The sequence below is a fragment of the Paenibacillus sp. FSL M8-0142 genome, from assembly GCF_038597315.1.
GTDB classification, from domain to species: domain Bacteria; phylum Bacillota; class Bacilli; order Paenibacillales; family Paenibacillaceae; genus Paenibacillus_AQ; species Paenibacillus_AQ lactis.
In genome coordinates, this window is the sequence record NZ_CP152008.1 from 3899131 (window position 1) to 3916597 (window position 17467).

General features: G+C 50.4%; 19 protein-coding genes. 3 read left to right on the plus strand and 16 right to left on the minus strand.

Annotated elements, in window-relative coordinates:
• Positions 1-42: 42 nt before the first annotated feature.
• From NSQ46_RS17945 to NSQ46_RS17965, 5 genes are all read right to left on the minus strand, one after another.
• Complete coding sequence (locus NSQ46_RS17945; protein WP_007130055.1) at positions 43-1665, minus strand: extracellular solute-binding protein; 1623 nt, start codon at positions 1663-1665, stop codon at positions 43-45.
• A 131-nt stretch (positions 1666-1796) separates the two neighbouring features.
• Complete coding sequence (locus NSQ46_RS17950) at positions 1797-4124, minus strand: helix-turn-helix domain-containing protein (protein WP_341033745.1); 2328 nt, start codon at positions 4122-4124, stop codon at positions 1797-1799.
• Between the two features lie 373 nt (positions 4125-4497).
• Positions 4498-5247, minus strand: coding sequence for a glucose 1-dehydrogenase (locus tag NSQ46_RS17955; protein WP_342574236.1), 750 nt, complete (start codon positions 5245-5247; stop codon positions 4498-4500).
• Between the two features lie 65 nt (positions 5248-5312).
• Entirely contained in the window at positions 5313-5711 is a 399-nt protein-coding gene (locus NSQ46_RS17960; protein WP_342574238.1) for a DUF2500 domain-containing protein, read from the minus strand.
• 222 nt (positions 5712-5933) lie between these two features.
• Complete coding sequence (locus NSQ46_RS17965) at positions 5934-7229, minus strand: hypothetical protein (protein ID WP_342574239.1); 1296 nt, start codon at positions 7227-7229, stop codon at positions 5934-5936.
• Positions 7230-7441: 212 nt separating this feature from the next.
• On the opposite strand from NSQ46_RS17965, the gene tlp reads away from it, so the two are divergent.
• Positions 7442-7666 carry a small acid-soluble spore protein Tlp gene (gene tlp / locus NSQ46_RS17970; protein ID WP_007130050.1) on the plus strand — a complete coding sequence of 75 codons (225 nt, stop codon included), beginning with the start codon at positions 7442-7444 and terminating at the stop codon, positions 7664-7666.
• Between the two features lie 78 nt (positions 7667-7744).
• On the opposite strand, the gene NSQ46_RS17975 is transcribed toward tlp, so the two are convergent.
• The 6 genes from NSQ46_RS17975 to NSQ46_RS18000 all read right to left on the minus strand — a co-directional run bounded on the left by NSQ46_RS17975 (position 7745) and on the right by NSQ46_RS18000 (position 10316).
• Positions 7745-8371, minus strand: a complete 627-nt coding sequence (locus tag NSQ46_RS17975) for a LysE family translocator (protein ID WP_342574241.1) — start codon at positions 8369-8371, stop codon at positions 7745-7747.
• A gap of 243 nt (positions 8372-8614) precedes the next feature.
• Positions 8615-9034: a spore germination protein GerPE gene (locus NSQ46_RS17980; RefSeq protein ID WP_341033748.1), complete on the minus strand. Its 420-nt coding sequence runs from the start codon at positions 9032-9034 to the stop codon at positions 8615-8617.
• Positions 9031-9216 (minus strand): hypothetical protein, encoded by a 186-nt coding sequence (locus NSQ46_RS17985; RefSeq protein ID WP_007130047.1) that lies wholly within the window; start codon positions 9214-9216, stop codon positions 9031-9033. Before NSQ46_RS17985 ends, NSQ46_RS17980 begins: the two co-directional genes overlap by 4 nt.
• Positions 9194-9808 (minus strand): spore germination protein GerPC, encoded by a 615-nt coding sequence (gene gerPC, locus NSQ46_RS17990; RefSeq protein WP_341033749.1) that lies wholly within the window; start codon positions 9806-9808, stop codon positions 9194-9196. The genes NSQ46_RS17985 and gerPC overlap by 23 nt, the downstream gene beginning before the upstream one ends.
• Before the next feature lie 41 nt (positions 9809-9849).
• Positions 9850-10077, minus strand: a complete 228-nt coding sequence (locus NSQ46_RS17995) for a spore germination protein GerPB (protein ID WP_040738616.1) — start codon at positions 10075-10077, stop codon at positions 9850-9852.
• A gap of 17 nt (positions 10078-10094) precedes the next feature.
• Positions 10095-10316 (minus strand): spore germination protein, encoded by a 222-nt coding sequence (locus NSQ46_RS18000; protein WP_007130045.1) that lies wholly within the window; start codon positions 10314-10316, stop codon positions 10095-10097.
• A gap of 119 nt (positions 10317-10435) precedes the next feature.
• Here NSQ46_RS18000 and NSQ46_RS18005 point away from each other — a divergent pair, with 119 nt between their 5' ends.
• Together NSQ46_RS18005 and NSQ46_RS18010 are read left to right on the plus strand one after the other, a co-directional pair.
• Positions 10436-10897: an Hsp20/alpha crystallin family protein gene (locus tag NSQ46_RS18005; protein ID WP_251536766.1), complete on the plus strand. Its 462-nt coding sequence runs from the start codon at positions 10436-10438 to the stop codon at positions 10895-10897.
• 407 nt (positions 10898-11304) lie between these two features.
• A complete protein-coding gene (locus NSQ46_RS18010) occupies positions 11305-12222 on the plus strand; it encodes an NAD(P)-binding domain-containing protein (protein WP_285852552.1) in 918 nt (305 codons plus the stop codon).
• Between the two features lie 71 nt (positions 12223-12293).
• On the opposite strand, the gene NSQ46_RS18015 is transcribed toward NSQ46_RS18010, so the two are convergent.
• The 5 genes from NSQ46_RS18015 to NSQ46_RS18035 form a co-directional block, all read right to left on the minus strand.
• On the minus strand, positions 12294-12710 hold the full coding sequence (locus NSQ46_RS18015; protein WP_007130042.1) for a MerR family transcriptional regulator: 417 nt from the start codon (positions 12708-12710) through the stop codon (positions 12294-12296).
• A 167-nt stretch (positions 12711-12877) separates the two neighbouring features.
• A complete protein-coding gene (locus NSQ46_RS18020) occupies positions 12878-13750 on the minus strand; it encodes a carbohydrate ABC transporter permease (protein WP_007130041.1) in 873 nt (290 codons plus the stop codon).
• 21 nt (positions 13751-13771) lie between these two features.
• The gene (locus NSQ46_RS18025; RefSeq protein WP_007130040.1) at positions 13772-14629 is read right to left on the minus strand and encodes a sugar ABC transporter permease; all 858 of its coding nucleotides are present in this window, start codon (positions 14627-14629) and stop codon (positions 13772-13774) included.
• A gap of 119 nt (positions 14630-14748) precedes the next feature.
• The gene (locus NSQ46_RS18030) at positions 14749-16095 is read right to left on the minus strand and encodes an extracellular solute-binding protein (RefSeq protein WP_007130039.1); all 1347 of its coding nucleotides are present in this window, start codon (positions 16093-16095) and stop codon (positions 14749-14751) included.
• A gap of 466 nt (positions 16096-16561) precedes the next feature.
• A complete protein-coding gene (locus tag NSQ46_RS18035; protein WP_007130038.1) occupies positions 16562-17449 on the minus strand; it encodes an aldo/keto reductase in 888 nt (295 codons plus the stop codon).
• Between the last annotated feature and the right edge of the window lie 18 nt (positions 17450-17467).

Sequence of the window (17467 nt, forward strand, 5' to 3'; positions counted from 1 at the left end):
ATCCGGCTGCCCTCCCGCATGGCGAAGCATGCCCTAACGGGCTTAACGGCTGTTGAAACGGTCCAGCGCCGCCTGCTGGATCTTCACCGCTTCCTCGATCCCCATACCCTGAATCGTCTCGACGAACTTGTCAAATCCGCTGATCGGCTCCACGCCCATAATGAATTTGTTCACCATTTCCTCGTAATAGGTGTTTACATCGTTCATGATGGATGCATACCGCGTGCTCTCTTCAGCCGTAGGGGAAATGACCGGCATCAGGCGGCTGTTGTCCGCCTTCATCCAGGTCTCGATCGCCGCTTTCTGCTCAGGCAGCGCGGAATATTGCTCGATATACCGGCGGTCCTGCACGAATGGACCGGAGTAGCTCGCCAAATTGTATTTGGCCAGTGCTTGGGTAATGGACAGCCCGTCCGGATTCTTCATCACTTCATCCGTATACGTCGGGTACCCGTCCTTCATCTCGTAGCTGACGCCTTCGACGCCGAAGTTAAACAGCATATGCCCTTCTTCGCCGTATTTGTAATCGAGCCATTTCACCGTTTCGGCCGGATTTTTGTTGGCCTTCGTAATCGCTGCTCCAAAGCCATTATACGCCGAGTCCTTCTGACCCAGAATCGGCATATCTCCTTTCTTCAGCACGACGTTTGGCGCTGCGGCCAGCTTGACATCCGGATTGGATGCCTTCATTAGCTCGGTATAACGGCCCAAACTGCTGCCCATGTAGCCCGAGAAAGCGCCCACTTGGCTGTTCGTGACCTTTGCGTCCTTCAGTGTGGCGTCCGTGGCGGCAAAATCTTGATCGATCAGCCCTTCGGCATACCACTTGCTCATCGTTTCCAGATAAGATTTGAACTCCGGCTGGATCGGACCGTACTTCACCTGACCATCGACCTGATAGAATCCGGTCGTAATTCCCCACGCACCCACGAAAGCATGGTTGATCCCCGTCATGTCCAGGTCAAGCAGCAGCGGGATTTCATCCGCCTTCCCGTTTCCGTTCGGATCGCCCGTCTTGATCGCCTTCAGAACCTCATACCATTCATCGATCGTCTCAGGGACCTCAAGCTTGAGCTGGTCCAGCCAATCCTGCCGAATAATGAGCCCGTTGAACGTCAGCAAGTATTCGTCTCCCCGCAGGAACGGGAACACGTATATATTGCCGTCATCGGTCGTGATGAGCTTCCGGTACTCCGGGTTGTCATTCAATACCTTGGTTAAATTCGGCGCATGCTCCTCGATCAATTCATTGAGTCGGATGATCGTGCCGTCTGAGATCGCCTTATCCGGACCGCCGGATACGTTTGCCCACCCATACTCGATGACGTCCGGTAAATTGCCCGAGGACACCATAATATTGAAGGCATCCGCTTCCTGCCCGGCCGGAGGGTGCTGGAAGGTGATTTTGGTACCTGTCGTCTTCTCCAGTTCTTGATAGGCAGCGATGCCATTCATGTCCTGCATGGTCGCGGAAGCGTTTGCATTTAATGTCACCCAATAAGTCAGCTTGCCGGGATAACCGACCTCACCGCCGGATGCAACCTCCTTGCCTTGTTCGCCTCCCTGCTCCTCCGCCCCGGAGCCTTTACCGCTGCAGCCGGCGATCATCGCCACGATTAAGATCAAGATCGCCATTTTTGCCGTACGTTTTCGAATGGTTCCCATAGTCGACGCCTCCTTTTTTTGAATGCATGATTTTCGTGTCAGCCTCGGGACAGCTCTGCCGCCCTTGCCTAATATTAGGGAGAAAGCGCCGGGATCGTACATCATACATTTTCAATATCGGTAAACACCAATTAAGATTCGGCATGATCTTTTCTTAATGTGGATGATAGGGAATGCAGCGTTTCCTTATATTTTCCGGGCGTAATCCCTTCGTATTTCTTGAATACCCGGATAAAGCCGACGTCGCTGGTATACCCGACTGATCGGGCGATCTGCGAGATGGTGCTCCCCGCATCCTTCATCATTTCCTTGGAGCGCTCAATTCGGATCTTCGCCAAATAATCGGTCAGATTCGAGCCGCTGTTCTTCTTGAAGAAAGCCGATAAATACGGCGGCGTAATATTGAACTGCTCGGCAATGGATGCCAAACTGATCATCGCGTCGTCGTGGTGCTCGATAATGTATTTTTTGATTTTTTCCAGCAGCAGCGTTGAGGAATCGCCCCTCTGCTGTTTTACATACAGGCAAACCTGATGGAACATAAACTGCATCTCCGAATACAGCTCTTCCAGAGAACCCGCTTCCGTCATGTTTTCAATGGGCTTTGCAGGCGTCCCCAAGATATCCTCATACTTTAAATTCAAAGCATTCAGCAATTTAAACAAGGTACTGAGCAGATTCGCAAACAGCAGCCGCCCATGCTCCGGGGTAATCTGCTTCCCTGTAAAGTTGTTTTCATACAGCTGCTGAATGATGTCCTTCGTTTTCACCGCGTCCCCGCTCTTCATCGCATTGATCAGCTGGATTTCCGTTTCGATCGGAAAGTCATAATACACCTCCGCTTCCCGTTTCATTTCTTCATAAAACAGAATGGGTTTATAGGCTGTAAAGATCGAGTACTCCAGCGCTCTTACGCTCTCTGCATAACAGCTTGGCAGCTGCCCCATCCCTGCATGGATGCTGCTGATTCCGATCGTGGTCACCGTCCGGAAGCGCTGCTCGATGACTCTTTTCACCTGCTCGGCCCATTCATACAGCTCAACTCCTTTACCGCATTCCTCAGGAACGTTCAGAATAATGGCGACTTCGTTCTTCTCCAGCTCAACGGCGTAGGCGGCATAACCCGGCATCTCTTCCGCCACTTTCCCGGTCACGAATCGGATTAACGCCCATTCCCGCTCACAATCATGATGAATAAAGCCGCTTGCGTCCCGGAGCTCAATCAGCGCCACGGCGAAGCTTGAGTGCGGGAAGGTTATGCCCATGAATGAAAGGGACTGCTGCGAAATATCATCCGTATCGACATGCCCCTTTAACAGGCGAAGCAGGAAATTCGCGCGGATGGCCGGCGTCTGCCTGAACAGCTGCTCTTCCATCTCCACCTGCTTGCCGAAGGAATCCGCCATGGTGGATTTGATAAACTCATATTCGTTTCGGATATTCCCTCCTTTAGTCGGATGGGATTGCCGGATAAAACGAATGATGTCACGAAGGGGATGATAAGCCCGATAGGTCATATATGCGCACACGATAATTCCGGCAGCCAGACATAAGGCCAGAACACCGACCGCCATTCGCTTGACCATGATCACCTTCGCCATAAATACATTTTCGGGAACGAGCGATACATACTCCCAGCCGTTACGAGCTGAAGTGGTAGACACGGTCATCATCCCGCTCTCCGAAGCTGATGCCCCGTTAGCGAGCTCACTCCTCTCACCCGCACTGAGCAGGACCTGCCCCTCCGCATCCTTGATGTAGATCGTGCCGTGATTCGCTTTCACGATCTCCTCAAGCAATCCCATGATTTGCCGTTCTTCGATGAGAATCACCAAAGCGCCCTTCGGGCTGCTCTTTTCCCCGAATGGAAGCGTTTGCAAATAGGTTAGCATTCGTTTCTTGTTTAAGCCCTTGCCGACTTCGGTTACCGGGAGAAAGCGATTAAAATGAACGCCGTGAAGGATATCGTCCTGAAACTGCTTATACGTTAAATTGGGGTAGCCGTAGATTTCCGAGAACAAAATGGATGAATTCGTTTTGAAGCCCGGGCTCACCACCGTATCGCTCTTCCGAAGATACACATAAAAATCCGTTATGAAGCTGCTGCTGTTCCGATAACGCTCCAGCTCCTTCATAAAGCTCAAATAATCATACCGTTCCTCGGCGGTTTGGAGCGTTCCAGACTTGAGCAGGGTGTCCAGCTTCGGATGCGATGAAGTATTCCGGGAGATCAGATGCATCTCATCCAGCCGACCGTCCACCACTTGCTTAGCCTGTTCAATCAGGGCCATATTGGCGTTGTTGGCGTTCTCGACCATGATGCTTTCGATTCTCGTATACAGCCCTCCGAATACGATCACCGGAATGAGCAGCACTACAAGATAGGACAGGAGCAATGTAACAAATACGGACGTACGGCTCGATCGTTCGGCTTTCAATCTAGTTGGAAATACTCCCATCTACTTTCTTCCCTCCAGTTCGATTTGAATGATTCATGATGACCACATTAGATTAATTCCATCATACTGGAATTAATTTTCATGAACAGACTTTCTTGAAAAATGTTAATCGATCACGAAATCGTATCATTCCCGCTGGAAGGCGTCTTTCGGCAAGCGGGATGCCGCACCATTTCTTTACGAGGATTATGTAAAATCCTTACGGGAATATAAAAATACTATAGGAGGGTTTTAGGCGAAGAGAATGGCGCTAATCATCCATGCATTCAGGCTAGGGCTTTAGAATCCCACCGCTGACCATAAAAATAAATGCAAAAAGAGCCCGTCCCCAAACAGCAAATTCCGTGGGTAGGCTCCCTCTCTTGATCCATTATTATGGCTCATATATCATTTTACGTGTCATTCCGCCGTCGACGACCAGATGTGTGCCCGTGACGAAATCGTTCTCCGGATCGGTCAGATAAAAACATGCTTTCGCAATATCGGACGGAACCCCGACCCTGCCGGCCGGATGCTGGCTGTGGTCTTCCGGGCGAAGCTCCTCGTAGCTGCCGGTCTCGATCCACCCCGGACTGATGCAGTTCACCCGGATTCGATCCGGTCCCAGGCTGACCGCCATGGCATGGGTTAATGCAACGATCGCCCCCTTGGATGCGGCGTAAGCCTCCGAGTTCGGCTCCGACATCATGGAGCGGGTGGAAGACAGGTTGACAACGGCACCGCCACGGCCGGATTTCCTCATATGCACAGCCGCTTCCCGGGTAGCCAAAAAGCAGCTTCTTGCATTCGTGTTCAGCACATCCTCCCAATCCTGGACGGTCAAATCAAAAGGCGACTTGAAACGCGAAACCCCCGCATTGTTGATCAAAATGTCAATTCCGCCGAACTGCTTTACCGCTTCATTCATCAGATGGCGGATATCCTCCTCCTTGCGGACATCGCAAGGTACAAAGAGCGCGGTAAATCCCTGCTCCCTCAAGGCAGCTGCCGTCTCCTCACCGCGCGTTTCATCGATATCGCTTAATACGACCTGCGCGCCTCTGGAGGCATACGCTTCCGCCAATCCGCGTCCGATACCGTTTGCGGCACCGGTTATGATCACCGATTTATTGTTAAATTTCATGCGAGCTCCTCCTTTATCTCCTTCATTATATACCACAGGAGGAGCCCGACTAAAATCCTTGCAAATTAGGTTTTGTGATGCCCATAGCCTCGGACGGTATCACGATTCGACTTCGGATGCCGGACGAAGCTGTAATAGCGGGTCCCCTGAAAACGCAGCAGTCCCTCATCCCCTTCCGCACACATGCCGAATTCCTCGCCATTCACGACAAACTCCATCCTGTCGCCGCTTTCGACTTCGAACGTTAAATAATAGGTGGTTCGAGTACGGCTCGACATCGCTTCATCTGTATGATGCGTATGCTTCACTTCGGTCCGCTTGCTCACAATTTTAGAACCGACGGTTAGCAAAGGCTGTCGGTTGTTCTGGCTCCATTGCAATATTCCTTTCCCTGCCGACAGTATAATAATCCCGATGACGACGATGAAAAATATGGGCATAACGCTGCCGAAAAAATCGAACATCCACTCCGATCCTTATCCCATGCGGCTCCCCCCTCCACCTTGTCTTGAAATATGTATATGCTTAGACTCGGACAATTTAACTCCTTCGAAAGGGAAGTTTTAGCGAAAAATTTAGGAAAGTTGTCCACCAGAGAGCGTTGTTCGCGTCGCTTTTCGATATTCCATATAAAAAAGGCTTCACCGTCACGGATCTCCCGCCGGTAAAGCCTTGCTTATTCATGATTATAGACCTTGCCAAGATACCCCGCCATCCGTGCTCATCATCAGACGGGAGCGTTTCTTGTCTTCCGTTTCAATCAGGAGCCAGCCGACGTTTGATGAAATAAACTGCATTTTCACCACTTTCGGGTACTTTTTCAAATTGCTTGTCAACAGCTCATCCCTTGGATACGGCTTCCAATTCCGGCCCATATCGGTTGTATGGTACACGATGCCGTTCACCATTGCCCATCCGTCATGCAGTCTGCGGAACACCGGTTGGATGCTGCCTTTGTTCGGATCCCCCGTCATTGGGAACGAAACCAAATTCCATGACTTCCCAGTATCGGCTGTAAAATAACCCATGTACTTAGGGGCATCTTTGACCATGCACACAACGGGGATATAGACCTCTTCGCCAACGAAACCGAGCGCTTGGGGCGTACCTGCATAGACCGAACCGCAGCGGTCAAGCGAATCGCTCTGGAATACCTGAGCGGAAGATTTCCATTGACTCCCGCCGTCGCGTGTGATGTACAGCTTGGACGATTGCAGCTCCTGCACCGTTGCAAACCCGACTTGAGGATTGGTGAACCTCATGCCGATCATGGAGCCTGTTCTTGGAATCACCGTTCCCGGTATACGGGTTCTTGGGTACTCTGTATTCTGCATAACCTCATGCCATACGATCCCGTCGTTGGTTCGATACAGCAGCTTCTCCTCCAAGCCTTTGGAGGAACTGCCTGAAGCCATGATCCAGCCTTGCTCTGAGGACACAAAGGATAGCGCCGTCACGGTGCCGGATTTAGGAAGCGCCGATATTTTCCAGCTTTTTCCCCCGTCAGAGGTGTGAAGCAGCACGGTCTCCGTCGAGCCCTGCATGTTCCGTATGATCCATCCATGATCCTTATCGGTAAATACGATATCTTTCCCATACACCAGCTTGCTGCCGAATTCGACATTGGACGAAGGCGAGATGTCCATCCACGTTTCACCATAATCCTGCGTCTGATAGAGTCGGAGCGAAGCGTTGGTGATTCCCCAGGCGATGCCTGTCGTTTCGCTTAACAGGTGAAAGTCGGTGAGCCGGGTATGTATCTGGTATTTGCTCTTCTCCTCCGGAGCTTTCTGGCTAGTCTCCGGCGTTACAAGCGTAATTAGCTGTCCTTCTTCTTCCGCTGCATCCTGCATGATCGGTTCAGGAGGTCCTTCTGTCGAAGGCTGCTGTTGTTTTTTTACCGGCTCCGAGGTACATGACGCTAACATGCATACAATGAATGCCAGCGTGCTAAGCCGCAATAGAAAACGTCGTGGTCTCAAAACGGTTCCTCCTCTTCCATACCACTAAGCCAGGTTGCGTTTCTTCGACATTATAACATATTCATTCGATCAGATAAGTACAGATCCGGCTTGCAATATTTACAATCCTGTAGCTTTTTACGGATATTGTTCGTCAAGATGCATAAGGGAGCCCTCGGATTGGAAAACTTTTGAGGTGCAAGAAACCATATCATGCCCAGGGGGTGATTTTCGTGGCAAAACCGGACAATCGCGAAGATAACGTAGAGCATCTGCAGGATGCCGTGCAGAACACCATTGAAAACTTCCGCGAAGCTGAGGACTATTTGGAAGAGTTCGGCGATGAGATTCCTGCCTCGGAGAAGGAGCAAATCGAGGATCGCAATGAGCGCCGCAAGAGAAGCATCTCCGGCTTCCGTGAGGAAATTAAAGACGAGGCCGCCCATCAGGGCGAATAATCGGGATGTTGCAATAAGAAAATCAGGAGGTTCGCTTCTTATGCGCCTCCTGATTTTTTTGTAAATACATGAACCTTCCTATAATCGGGTAAATACCAGCTTCATGCCGATGATGGTGAAAATGCAGCCTCCCAGGATGTTCATCCATTCGCCAAAACGCGATTTCGATAGAAGCCGCTGGCTGAATGCCCCCGCAAAGTACGCCAAGATCCCGAATATCAGACCGGTCAGGATGAGGAACATCATGCCTAAGATAAAGAGCTGTAAACCGGCATGACCTTGCTTATCATTGACGAACTGCGGAAGGAAAGAGAGAAAGAAAATCGCCACCTTCGGGTTCAGCACGTTCATGAGAAACCCCTTTAAGATCAAATTCCGGCCGGATTCAGGACTGCCTTCCCGAAGACCGATCGGATCCTTCCGGTGCTTAAACGACTTATAGGCAAGATAGAATAAATAACAGGCGCCCGCGATTTTAAACAGCGTAAACACCGTCGCAGACGCTTTAATGATGATGGATACGCCGAGCGCAGCTGCAAGCGTATGTACGATATTGCCTAAGCTCAAGCCGACGGCGCTTAAAATGCCGGCCCGCTTGCCGCTGGTCATGCCCTGCGTTACGGCAAACAGCAGATCCGGACCCGGCACCAGAATAAGCAATATCGCCGATCCTAGAAACAGCATTAAAGAAGCGATGGTAAACATATATTCGGTCCTCTCTCTATCATGTTGAGCTGCGATCCTGCCATGGAAAGGGTGAATCGATCCCCCTGCATTGAATGATTACGTTATTTAACCACAACATATTTTAACACAGGAGCGTCATGACTGGCGGGAAAAATGATAAATGGAATCATTACTGTCCTGGGCCATCTGCATCTTCCGGTAAAAAGAGCCTGCATCAGGCAGGGCGCTTCCCCCTACCCGAGCAGACTCTCCTATTCGTTTTCAATCAGGATAGGGCAAAATAATGATGCCCTTATAACGTTCCAGCGCCATCGGTTGGTCTGTTATAAAATGGCGAATGGCCTTGACCCGCGCTTCCAGATCAAGCTGCTCCGTGGTTCCTATTTGGACCGTGGACGCGGATGCGACAGACAAGACATCGACACGATTCACACGGATCAGATTATGCTCTTGGATGACGTCCATATCTACATCCGATGAGTCCGGTAATTTCGGGATATCTCTCGTAAAAATAGGGTAATCTTCAAAGCGGCCTTCATCCTCGTAAAAGACGGGCACCTGCCGTTGTACGGCGAGTGCCTGTGTATACGCATGAAGATCCTCGGATTTACCGCAAATACATGCCGAGCCGTCCGAGATGTTAATGATATGCATGTTCTCCACAAATACGTTTCGCTTCATGGAGCGGATCCCGATGCTAACGGTACGAGCGGACTGACGAGTAACGACTCCGATGGCGTATCGTATATCGATGAGCTGTTGATGATTTTCGTATCTCCGATTAACAGTACGGACGAGCTGGATACCGCGGTTACCCGGATGGAGCCCACATGCAGCTCCTTATTGATGACTGTCAGCTTCATTCCTTTTCCACTTCCCCTGCACTTGTTGAAGATGCTGATTGATTGCGTAAGCAATCTCCTTTTTGACCTGCTGCGCAATGGTTTGCTTCATCAGCACGGCGTCCGGCTCTTCGCCGCTCCGGCCGTATTGGTCCATATATACCTTGATGCGTTCCCCGACTTGTTTGCGAATGTCCTCGAGAATAATGGAAAGACTAGTTCCTGCTGAATCGACCGGAAGCTTTTTCAGACTCCTGTCAAGCTCCCCGGCGATATCATTATCCAGATATTGCGTAACGTCTTCGTAAATATCGGTATATGCTGCGCTTCCGCCATTGCCCCCTTGCGGCGGGACCAGAGATTGACCGTTAACCTCAATATCCCCTTCCGGCTTGCCGCCTGTAGGCATGACTCCGATATTCAATGTTCCTTCCAGCCTCTCGATTTTTAATAAATCAAAATGATATTCAATCCGGTCGGCAGCACTCGATTTGGACTGGCGCAGCGTATCCATTTCTGTCCTCAAATCCTTCACCATTTGCTCGATCCGACGTAACTGCTCCGCTTGGAGTTGAAGACCGTTCAGCAGCTGCTGTAAATGATACGGGTACATAGAACCCCCTCCCCTGCAATTGTATGCAGGGTGGAATCGCGTCATTCTTGCCTGTACAATCCTTCCTCGGGAGCAGGCAGGGGAACGATCGGGCTGGCGTTATCGATAGGCTCGAACTCTGGCGCAGGTCCGGTAAAACCACCGGTATTATATATATTGGATAAGGCTCTGATTTCTCCCGCAGTCCCAATCTGGAGCACGGATGAATTCGTTACGGCTTCCACGCGCAGTTGATGAATCGTAATGCTCTGATGAACCGTCACATTCACAATGTATCACAACCTTACTAAGCATTCGCGGAATCGATAAGGTCCGGATCCACCGTATTTAAGCTGTTGCCCTGGTTATTCGCGATATTGAGACCGATATTGTCGCCGGTATTGAACGAGTTGGAGCCCGAATAGGTTTTCGCGGAGCTGTTCAATACAATAGCGCCGGTATTTCCAACCAAGACCGTAGAACTGGGGCCCACGTTAACAATCTTCATATTGCCGATAATCGAAACCACAATTCCACCTCTTTAATCAGAATCGTCCTTAAATAGGTTATGTAGATATATGCCCAGATGTCACTGCGACCTTCATTCGCCCATACAATGAATCAATGGCAAAAGGGGGTGAAGCATACTTGAGCTCCAAGAATCGACGTCCCGAATGGCTGACCCAGGATTCCTTCTTCAGCAGCAACCCGTTTCCGTTCAAAGACTTGAACAATCTGAGTGAAGAAGTTCAGCTGGATGCGGCCATGATAGAGGATTATGTAAAAAACACCATCAATCAGGCTATATCAGGAAATGATATTCTCTCGAAACCGTCCGAGCTGCGTTATGAAACCTTTGATACCCATAAATTCCTTGTTGTGAAATGCCATGTTCCCATGCGCATTCACCCTGAGAATTTATGGGTGCAGGTGAACCGGACACATATTAAAATCAATGGACTTCCGAAAGAGCATGTCCAGATCATTCAGCTTCCTGCGCCCGTGCAGCCCTCACAAAGCATCGCTACGTACAAACAGTCCTCCCTGCAAATCAAAATGCCTAAATTGAGCAGCGGACGCTATCACGACGTACAGATCCGGTTTCTATGATTGTTCGGGAGCAGCGAAATGCGCGCCATCACCGTCAAATCGGGCCATTACACCGATGGCGCGCAGCAAGCTGTTTAATATGGGGTCTCTAACCCCTCCATTTAAAACATGCTCGATATGCATTAGGTAAGATCTAATGGTGGGAAGTTGTGGAAAAGAACTAGGGAGAGAGAAATGCTTTTTTCTATTATGAATTTTTCACATGGTGTTTTTATCAGGTTGTTTCTGTTCAAAATCTACATCCTATCGCTCCGGACCGGTAGCAGTCGATATGCCATTCGTTTTTAATTGCGTTGAGATCGTGACGCGACTCGTTTTTTGCTGCCTTCGCGAATACCATGTTGACTTTGACATTAGTGCCAAGGTTTAGAATAAGACCGGATGACACATATAAGGAGGAACATCTAATGGGTAACGAATGGGGATTTTCCAGCCCTATTGACAATGATTCAGAACGGCAAACGAAAGAAGCCGTCTCGGTGCTCGGACTTGGGCCTATGGGTCAAGCGCTCGCAGGCGCCTTTCTGAAGAACGGTCATCCGGTGACCGTATGGAATCGCACGCCCGGCAAATCGGATGAACTGACCCGGCAAGGGGCTGTTCTTGCGGAATCCGTGACGGATGCAGCAGCCGCAAGCGAGCTGATCATTATCTGCGTGCTCGATTATAATGCCGTGCGCTCCATTCTATCACCGGCTGTGGAAGAACTGAAAGGCCGAACCGTCATCAATTTGACGGCAGACACGCCGGAACGGGCCAGGGAGATGGCCGGCTGGGCATCTGCCAACGGCATTGATTACGTGGACGGGGCCATTATGACGCCAACCCCGACCATTGGCGAGGCCACGGCTGTCATTTTATACAGCGGCTCGGAGGATGTATACCTGCGGCATAGGCAAACATTGGCCAGCTTGGGAGGAAAGGCGTCTTACCTCGGCAGGGATCCCGGGCGTGCGGCCGCTTACGACATTACCTTACTTAATCTTTACTGGACGGCCATGAACGGTTATATGCATTCGCTTGCCCTTGCACGGGCCAAGAACATTGCAGCCTCTGATCTGGCTCCTTATGCCCATGGTATCGTAGAGATCATGCCTGCCATCATGACCCAACTTGCAGAAGAAGCCGACCGCGGCGTCTATCCGGGGGACCGCTCGAACATTATCTCTGCGGCTGCCTCAATGGAGCATATCACGCACGTTGCGGAGCATCACGGCCTTGACAGCAGCATACTTGGTGCGGGACTGACAGTCGCCAACAAGGCGATTCAGGCAGGGTTCGGGGAGGAAGGCTTCTCGCGTCTCGTTGAGTTCCATAAACGGTGACGATGCTCTCGAATCAACGCTCGGAACGGAGGAAAAAAAGCCCGAACGGCGTTTTAAACGCCGTTCGGGCCTCAATTCATAACGCCGTAGCCGGCTTCGGACATGCGGTCCTCCGCCATCTGCGGCACATCGTCTTTCATCCGGTTCATCTCGCCGATTTTCTCCTCAAGCCTCTGCTTGACGGCAGCGAGCCTTAGAATCCTGGCATTAATTTCGTCCAGCTTGTCTTCGTAGAAATCCATCATCTCTTCGCAGTATTCATATACTTCCGAATAATCATCATTACAGTCCAGAACCTCCGCGATTTCATCCGTCGTCAATCCCATTCCCAAATAGATTTGGATGGCCTTGACCCTTTCGACCGCGTCCTCATCAAACTCCCGGTAATCATTATCCAGGCGCTTCGGGCGAATCAGCCGTTTCTTCTCGTAATGGCGTATCGACCGGGCGCTTACACCTGTCAGTTTAGACAGCTGGCTAATTTTCATGAAGAAACCTCCTCGGTAAACAGGGATTCCCTTCCATTATAAACCTTGACACTAGTGTCAAGGTCAACGAATATTTTGCACTCTTAGCCCACAACGAATAGGCAAGTCAACCGAGTGGCCCAAAGGTCGGCTCTTGACTTGCCTATTCGTTGGTTCCGCAGCTCGGATCAGCCTTTAACCGCGCCTTCCGTCAATCCCTTTTGAATATATTTTGATATGAACAGATACACGATAAGCACCGGGATGACAGTCAAGGAAACGGCGGTAGCCATCAAGCCGAAGTCCGTCCCGTATTGGGAGCTGATTTCGTTAAGGAGCGCCACGATCGGGCGAACATTCTCCTTGTTTACGAAGATCAACGCCGAGAAGAGATCGTTATAAGACCACATGAAAACAAATATACTTGCCGATGCAAATACGGGCTGAGAGATCGGCACGAAGATCTTGGCAAACATCTGCCACCGATTGCAGCCGTCCATAAAGGCGGCTTCCTCCAGCTCTTTCGGAATGGTGGACATATACCCCGCAATCACGAGAGTGGCAAAGGTCAGATTGCCAGCCGTCTGAGGGAAGATTAACCCCCAGTACGTATTGACGAGACTCGTTTTGATCAGAAGCTCGTACACGGGAACGACCGTTGCAAACGCAGGAATAAGCAGCGTCGCGTACAAAATGGAATAAATCGTTCTCTTTCCTCTAAAGTTGAATCGGGATAACACGTAGGCGGCTAATCCCCCGAGCAGAAGCACCAGAAATACGGTGCCGAACGACATGATCAAGCTGTTGATATAGCTGCGCCCGATATTGATACGGTCAAACGCATTTTGATAATTTACGAACACCGGATCCCAGGAGATGGCAAAGGAATTATTCATAACGTCCCTGGAAACCTTGAAGGAGTTGTTGACGATCCAGAACAACGGATAGATCGTTGTTAAAGACCATAGGGTCAATACGATATACATCACAGCGGTGCTTATTTTAAACCGACGCTTTTTCACTCGCTGCGTTTTGTGTTCAACGACGATGGTTGGCTCCATAACTGTACACCCCTATAATGCTTAGTATGTAATCTCATCTCTCTTCAGCAATCGGTTAGCGATGACCGCCAGCAGGACGCCGAAGACCACCATATAGATCGCCACGGTCGAACCGTAGCCGAAGTTCTGGTCTACCATGGCCTTTTTGTACATATAGGTTCCGAGCACCTCGGTCCCATTCTGGCCGCTCGTGATCACCCATACGAACTCGAACACTTTCAGTGTACCGGTGATCGCCAGTGTGATCACAACCTTGATATCGCTCATAATCAGCGGAATGGTCAGCATCGTCGTTCTCTTGAAGGCCGATATCCCTTCGAGTTTTGCTGCCTCGTAATAGTCCGAAGGAATTTTGGACATCGCTGTGAGGAACAAAACGAAATAAAACCCGACATAATGCCATACGGTCGGAATGGATACCGCTTTTAACGCATTCTTATCATCCAGCCACAGCACCTTCTCGATATCGAACTGGGCAAGCAAATTGTTTAGCAAGCCGAAATTGTAATTGTAGAACAGGACGAACAATAGCGATATAGCCGTACCGGAAATGACGACAGGGAAGAAAAAAACGGTCCGGTAGAATGATTTCAGCTTGGAAATATTGTCAACAAGGACGGCGAGCACGAGGGCAATACCGACCTGGAACACGATAACATACAGCATGATTTCTAAGGTATGCAAGGTTGCCGCGCCGAGCAATTTATCCGTGAACAGTCTCTCGTAGTTCGCCCAGCCGACAAATTTCTTGTCGAAGAAACCGGTGGTCCGATAGAAGCTCAGGTACAAGCTCTTAAAGAACGGATAGTACAGAAAGATTGTCATGATCGCTACCGCAGGCAATAAAAACAGTACGATATACTTTCGATCACCCTTCATTTTTCATCACCTTTGAGGTTATTTTGTGCAATTCTCTCGAAATGACTACGCCGCCCGAATGAAAAACAACAGGGGCGGCGTTTCGTCACTTATAATTCTACCGTTTCTACAAACATGAATTATTTTTTGTTGGCGTCTTCAACCTTTTTCGCTTCGGCGATCGCATCTGTTGGCGATTTTTTGCCCTCAACGACTGGCTGAACGCTCGCACGCAGATTGCTGAATGTTTCCTGCGACACTTTGCTGTCTACCGGAGAGCTGATCGAATTCGCCTTCGCTGCCATCGCGAAGCCGTCAAGCGCAACCTGCGGCAAGCCGGTTACTTCAACGTCAGCTGCAGGCGTACCGCCGTTCGCGGAAGCGATTTTTTGAATGGTTGCCGGAGAAGTCAAATGCTTCAAGAGCTCAACCGCAGCATCCTTCTTGGCTGCATCATCATAGGTTTTCTTCGATAGATAGAAGCCGGATCCGAAACCGCCGACGATATCGTTGCCGCTGCCGGCGCCGCCAGGGACAGTCGGGAATGGCACGACGGTCGAATTGTCGCGAGTCTCGTCGCTCCAGCCGCCGACAGCCCAGGATCCTTCCAGAATCATGGCTGCAAGGCCTTCACTGTAGTAGTTTCCTGCCATGCCCAGGTCAATCGTAGCCGCGTCTTTCGGGAACGCTCCAAGGTCATACAGTTCCTTCATGGCTGCATAGCCCTTCTCCCAGTTCGGATCGATACTGTCGATCAGGCCCTTGGCCTGGCTTTCAGGACCGGCTGCAGACAGAATCGTATGCTCGATCAGATAGTGGGATTGGTCAAATGGTACGGATAAAGGAATAATGCCCTTCTTGGACAGCGTTTTCACAGCTGTCGTCAGCTTCTCCCAGTCGGTAGGAAGCTCCAAGCCGTTCTCCTCGAAAATCTTCTTGTTAACAAACAACCCTTCATAGAAACCGGTCAGTGGAGCCGCGTAGATGTTGCCATCCTTCTGTCTTGCAAGCTCCAGCGCATCCGGGATAAAGCCGTTCTTCCAGTCCGGGTTGGCATCAAGGAGTTCGTTCAAAGGAACGACCTTGCCTGCATTCACGAAGCCTTCAGCATCAGCCCCGATGAAGTAGAACAGCAGGTCCGGCTCATTGCCGCTGTTCATATCGGTATTGACCTTCGTTCTGAATCCGTCATCGTTGGCGGACATCGTATCATTCTCGATCTTTACGTTCGGATGCGCTGCCGTAAATTCGTCCAGTGCGGACTGAAATGCTTCACGTGCTGCGTCCGTGCCGCCGAACGTCGAGAACACGCGGAGAGAAACGGGAGCTGCGTCATCCTTCTTATCAGGCGCAGGCGTTTCCGTGTTCTGCTTCTCGCCATCCGCCGCCGGCGTCGTGCCACCGTTGTTCCCGTTGTTTCCGCAAGCGGCAAGGAACATCGTGAGCATCAGCATGACACTCAGAAGTAACATTGAAGACCTTTTCATTTGGAATCCCCCTAAGTATTTTTTCATGACGTATGTATTACTTGCTGTCTACCAGCATTTTAGTCCATGCCTTGTTGGACCGAAAGGGGGATAATCATCTTCTGATGGGGGAAATATTTCCAAGGGAATCAAGGGATATCCAATTCATTTCCATTTCCCTCCTGATTGAATATTGCACGGAAGGACTCCTGTTTAGCACGAAAAATGCAACGTTCAAACGTAAATAGGTGAGGCTTGGGTAACCGTGATTGGAGCACAGGAGATAGATACGAGGGAGGTTAATATCGTTTCTATTGTGAATTTTTCATATTGTGTAATATTGGAATAAGTAGATGTGTTGATGTGCTAATATTGCTTAGAACCATGCCGATTCTGACCATAAAAAAAAGCCCGGATCGGGCACGGAAGGCTGACTTTGTCACCATCAATCCCGAATCGAGCTTTTGCGACTAAAATATCGAAATCATTATACTTTGCCGACCCAATCACTTCCGGCAACCTCTTTCCACCGGCTTCGGATCGCTTGATAGGTCTCTTGGGGCAGCATGCCATCTCGCAGGAGCTGCGCATTCTGGTGCCATCGGTCCGGATTGCCCGTACCGACGATAGCCGTAGCGACGCCTGGCGTGCTTAATGTAAACTTCATCGCGATTTCGACGCCCTGCTGCACATCATTCAGAAAATCATAGTTCAATTCCTGAAGCCGCAGCCAATACGGATACGCGTAATCATCCTCGCTTAAACGCTCATGCTTCCAGGCTACATTCGCTATAGGGCGCTTGGCGATGATCCCCATTCCCTGCTTCACCGCCAAGGGGATCGTCAGCTCGATGGCTTCCTGATCCGCGATGTTCACTGAGGTCTCAAAGCTGTCAAAGACGCCGGTCTCAACCGCATATCGGGCGCTCGTCGAATCGCCGCTGTATCCGATATATCGCGTCTTCCCCTGCTCCTTGGCTCTCTGCAGCACCTCGATTACTTCTCCTCGCCGGAGAATTTCTTCAGAGCAGCTGTGGAGATGGACGACATCGACATAGTCTACCTTGAGGCGCTTCAGACTGCGGTCAATGCTTCTTGCAAGCAGCACCGGATCCCAATCCGGATAATCCATCCCTGACGCGTGACCGCATTTCGTAAACAGATAACAATCATCCCGTCTGCCGGCCAATGCCTTCCCGATCAGTTCCTCGCTGTTGCCGTAGCATTCCGCCGTATCGATCATATTCAGTCCTGCATCCATGGCGCTATGCAGCAGCCGATCAACCGTGCGCTGGTCGGCCTCCCCGATTTCCGCACCGCCGAATCCCAAAATACTGACAGACATATCCGTGTTTCCAAACGCTCTCCGTTCCATCCCTTCACGCTCCTCTAC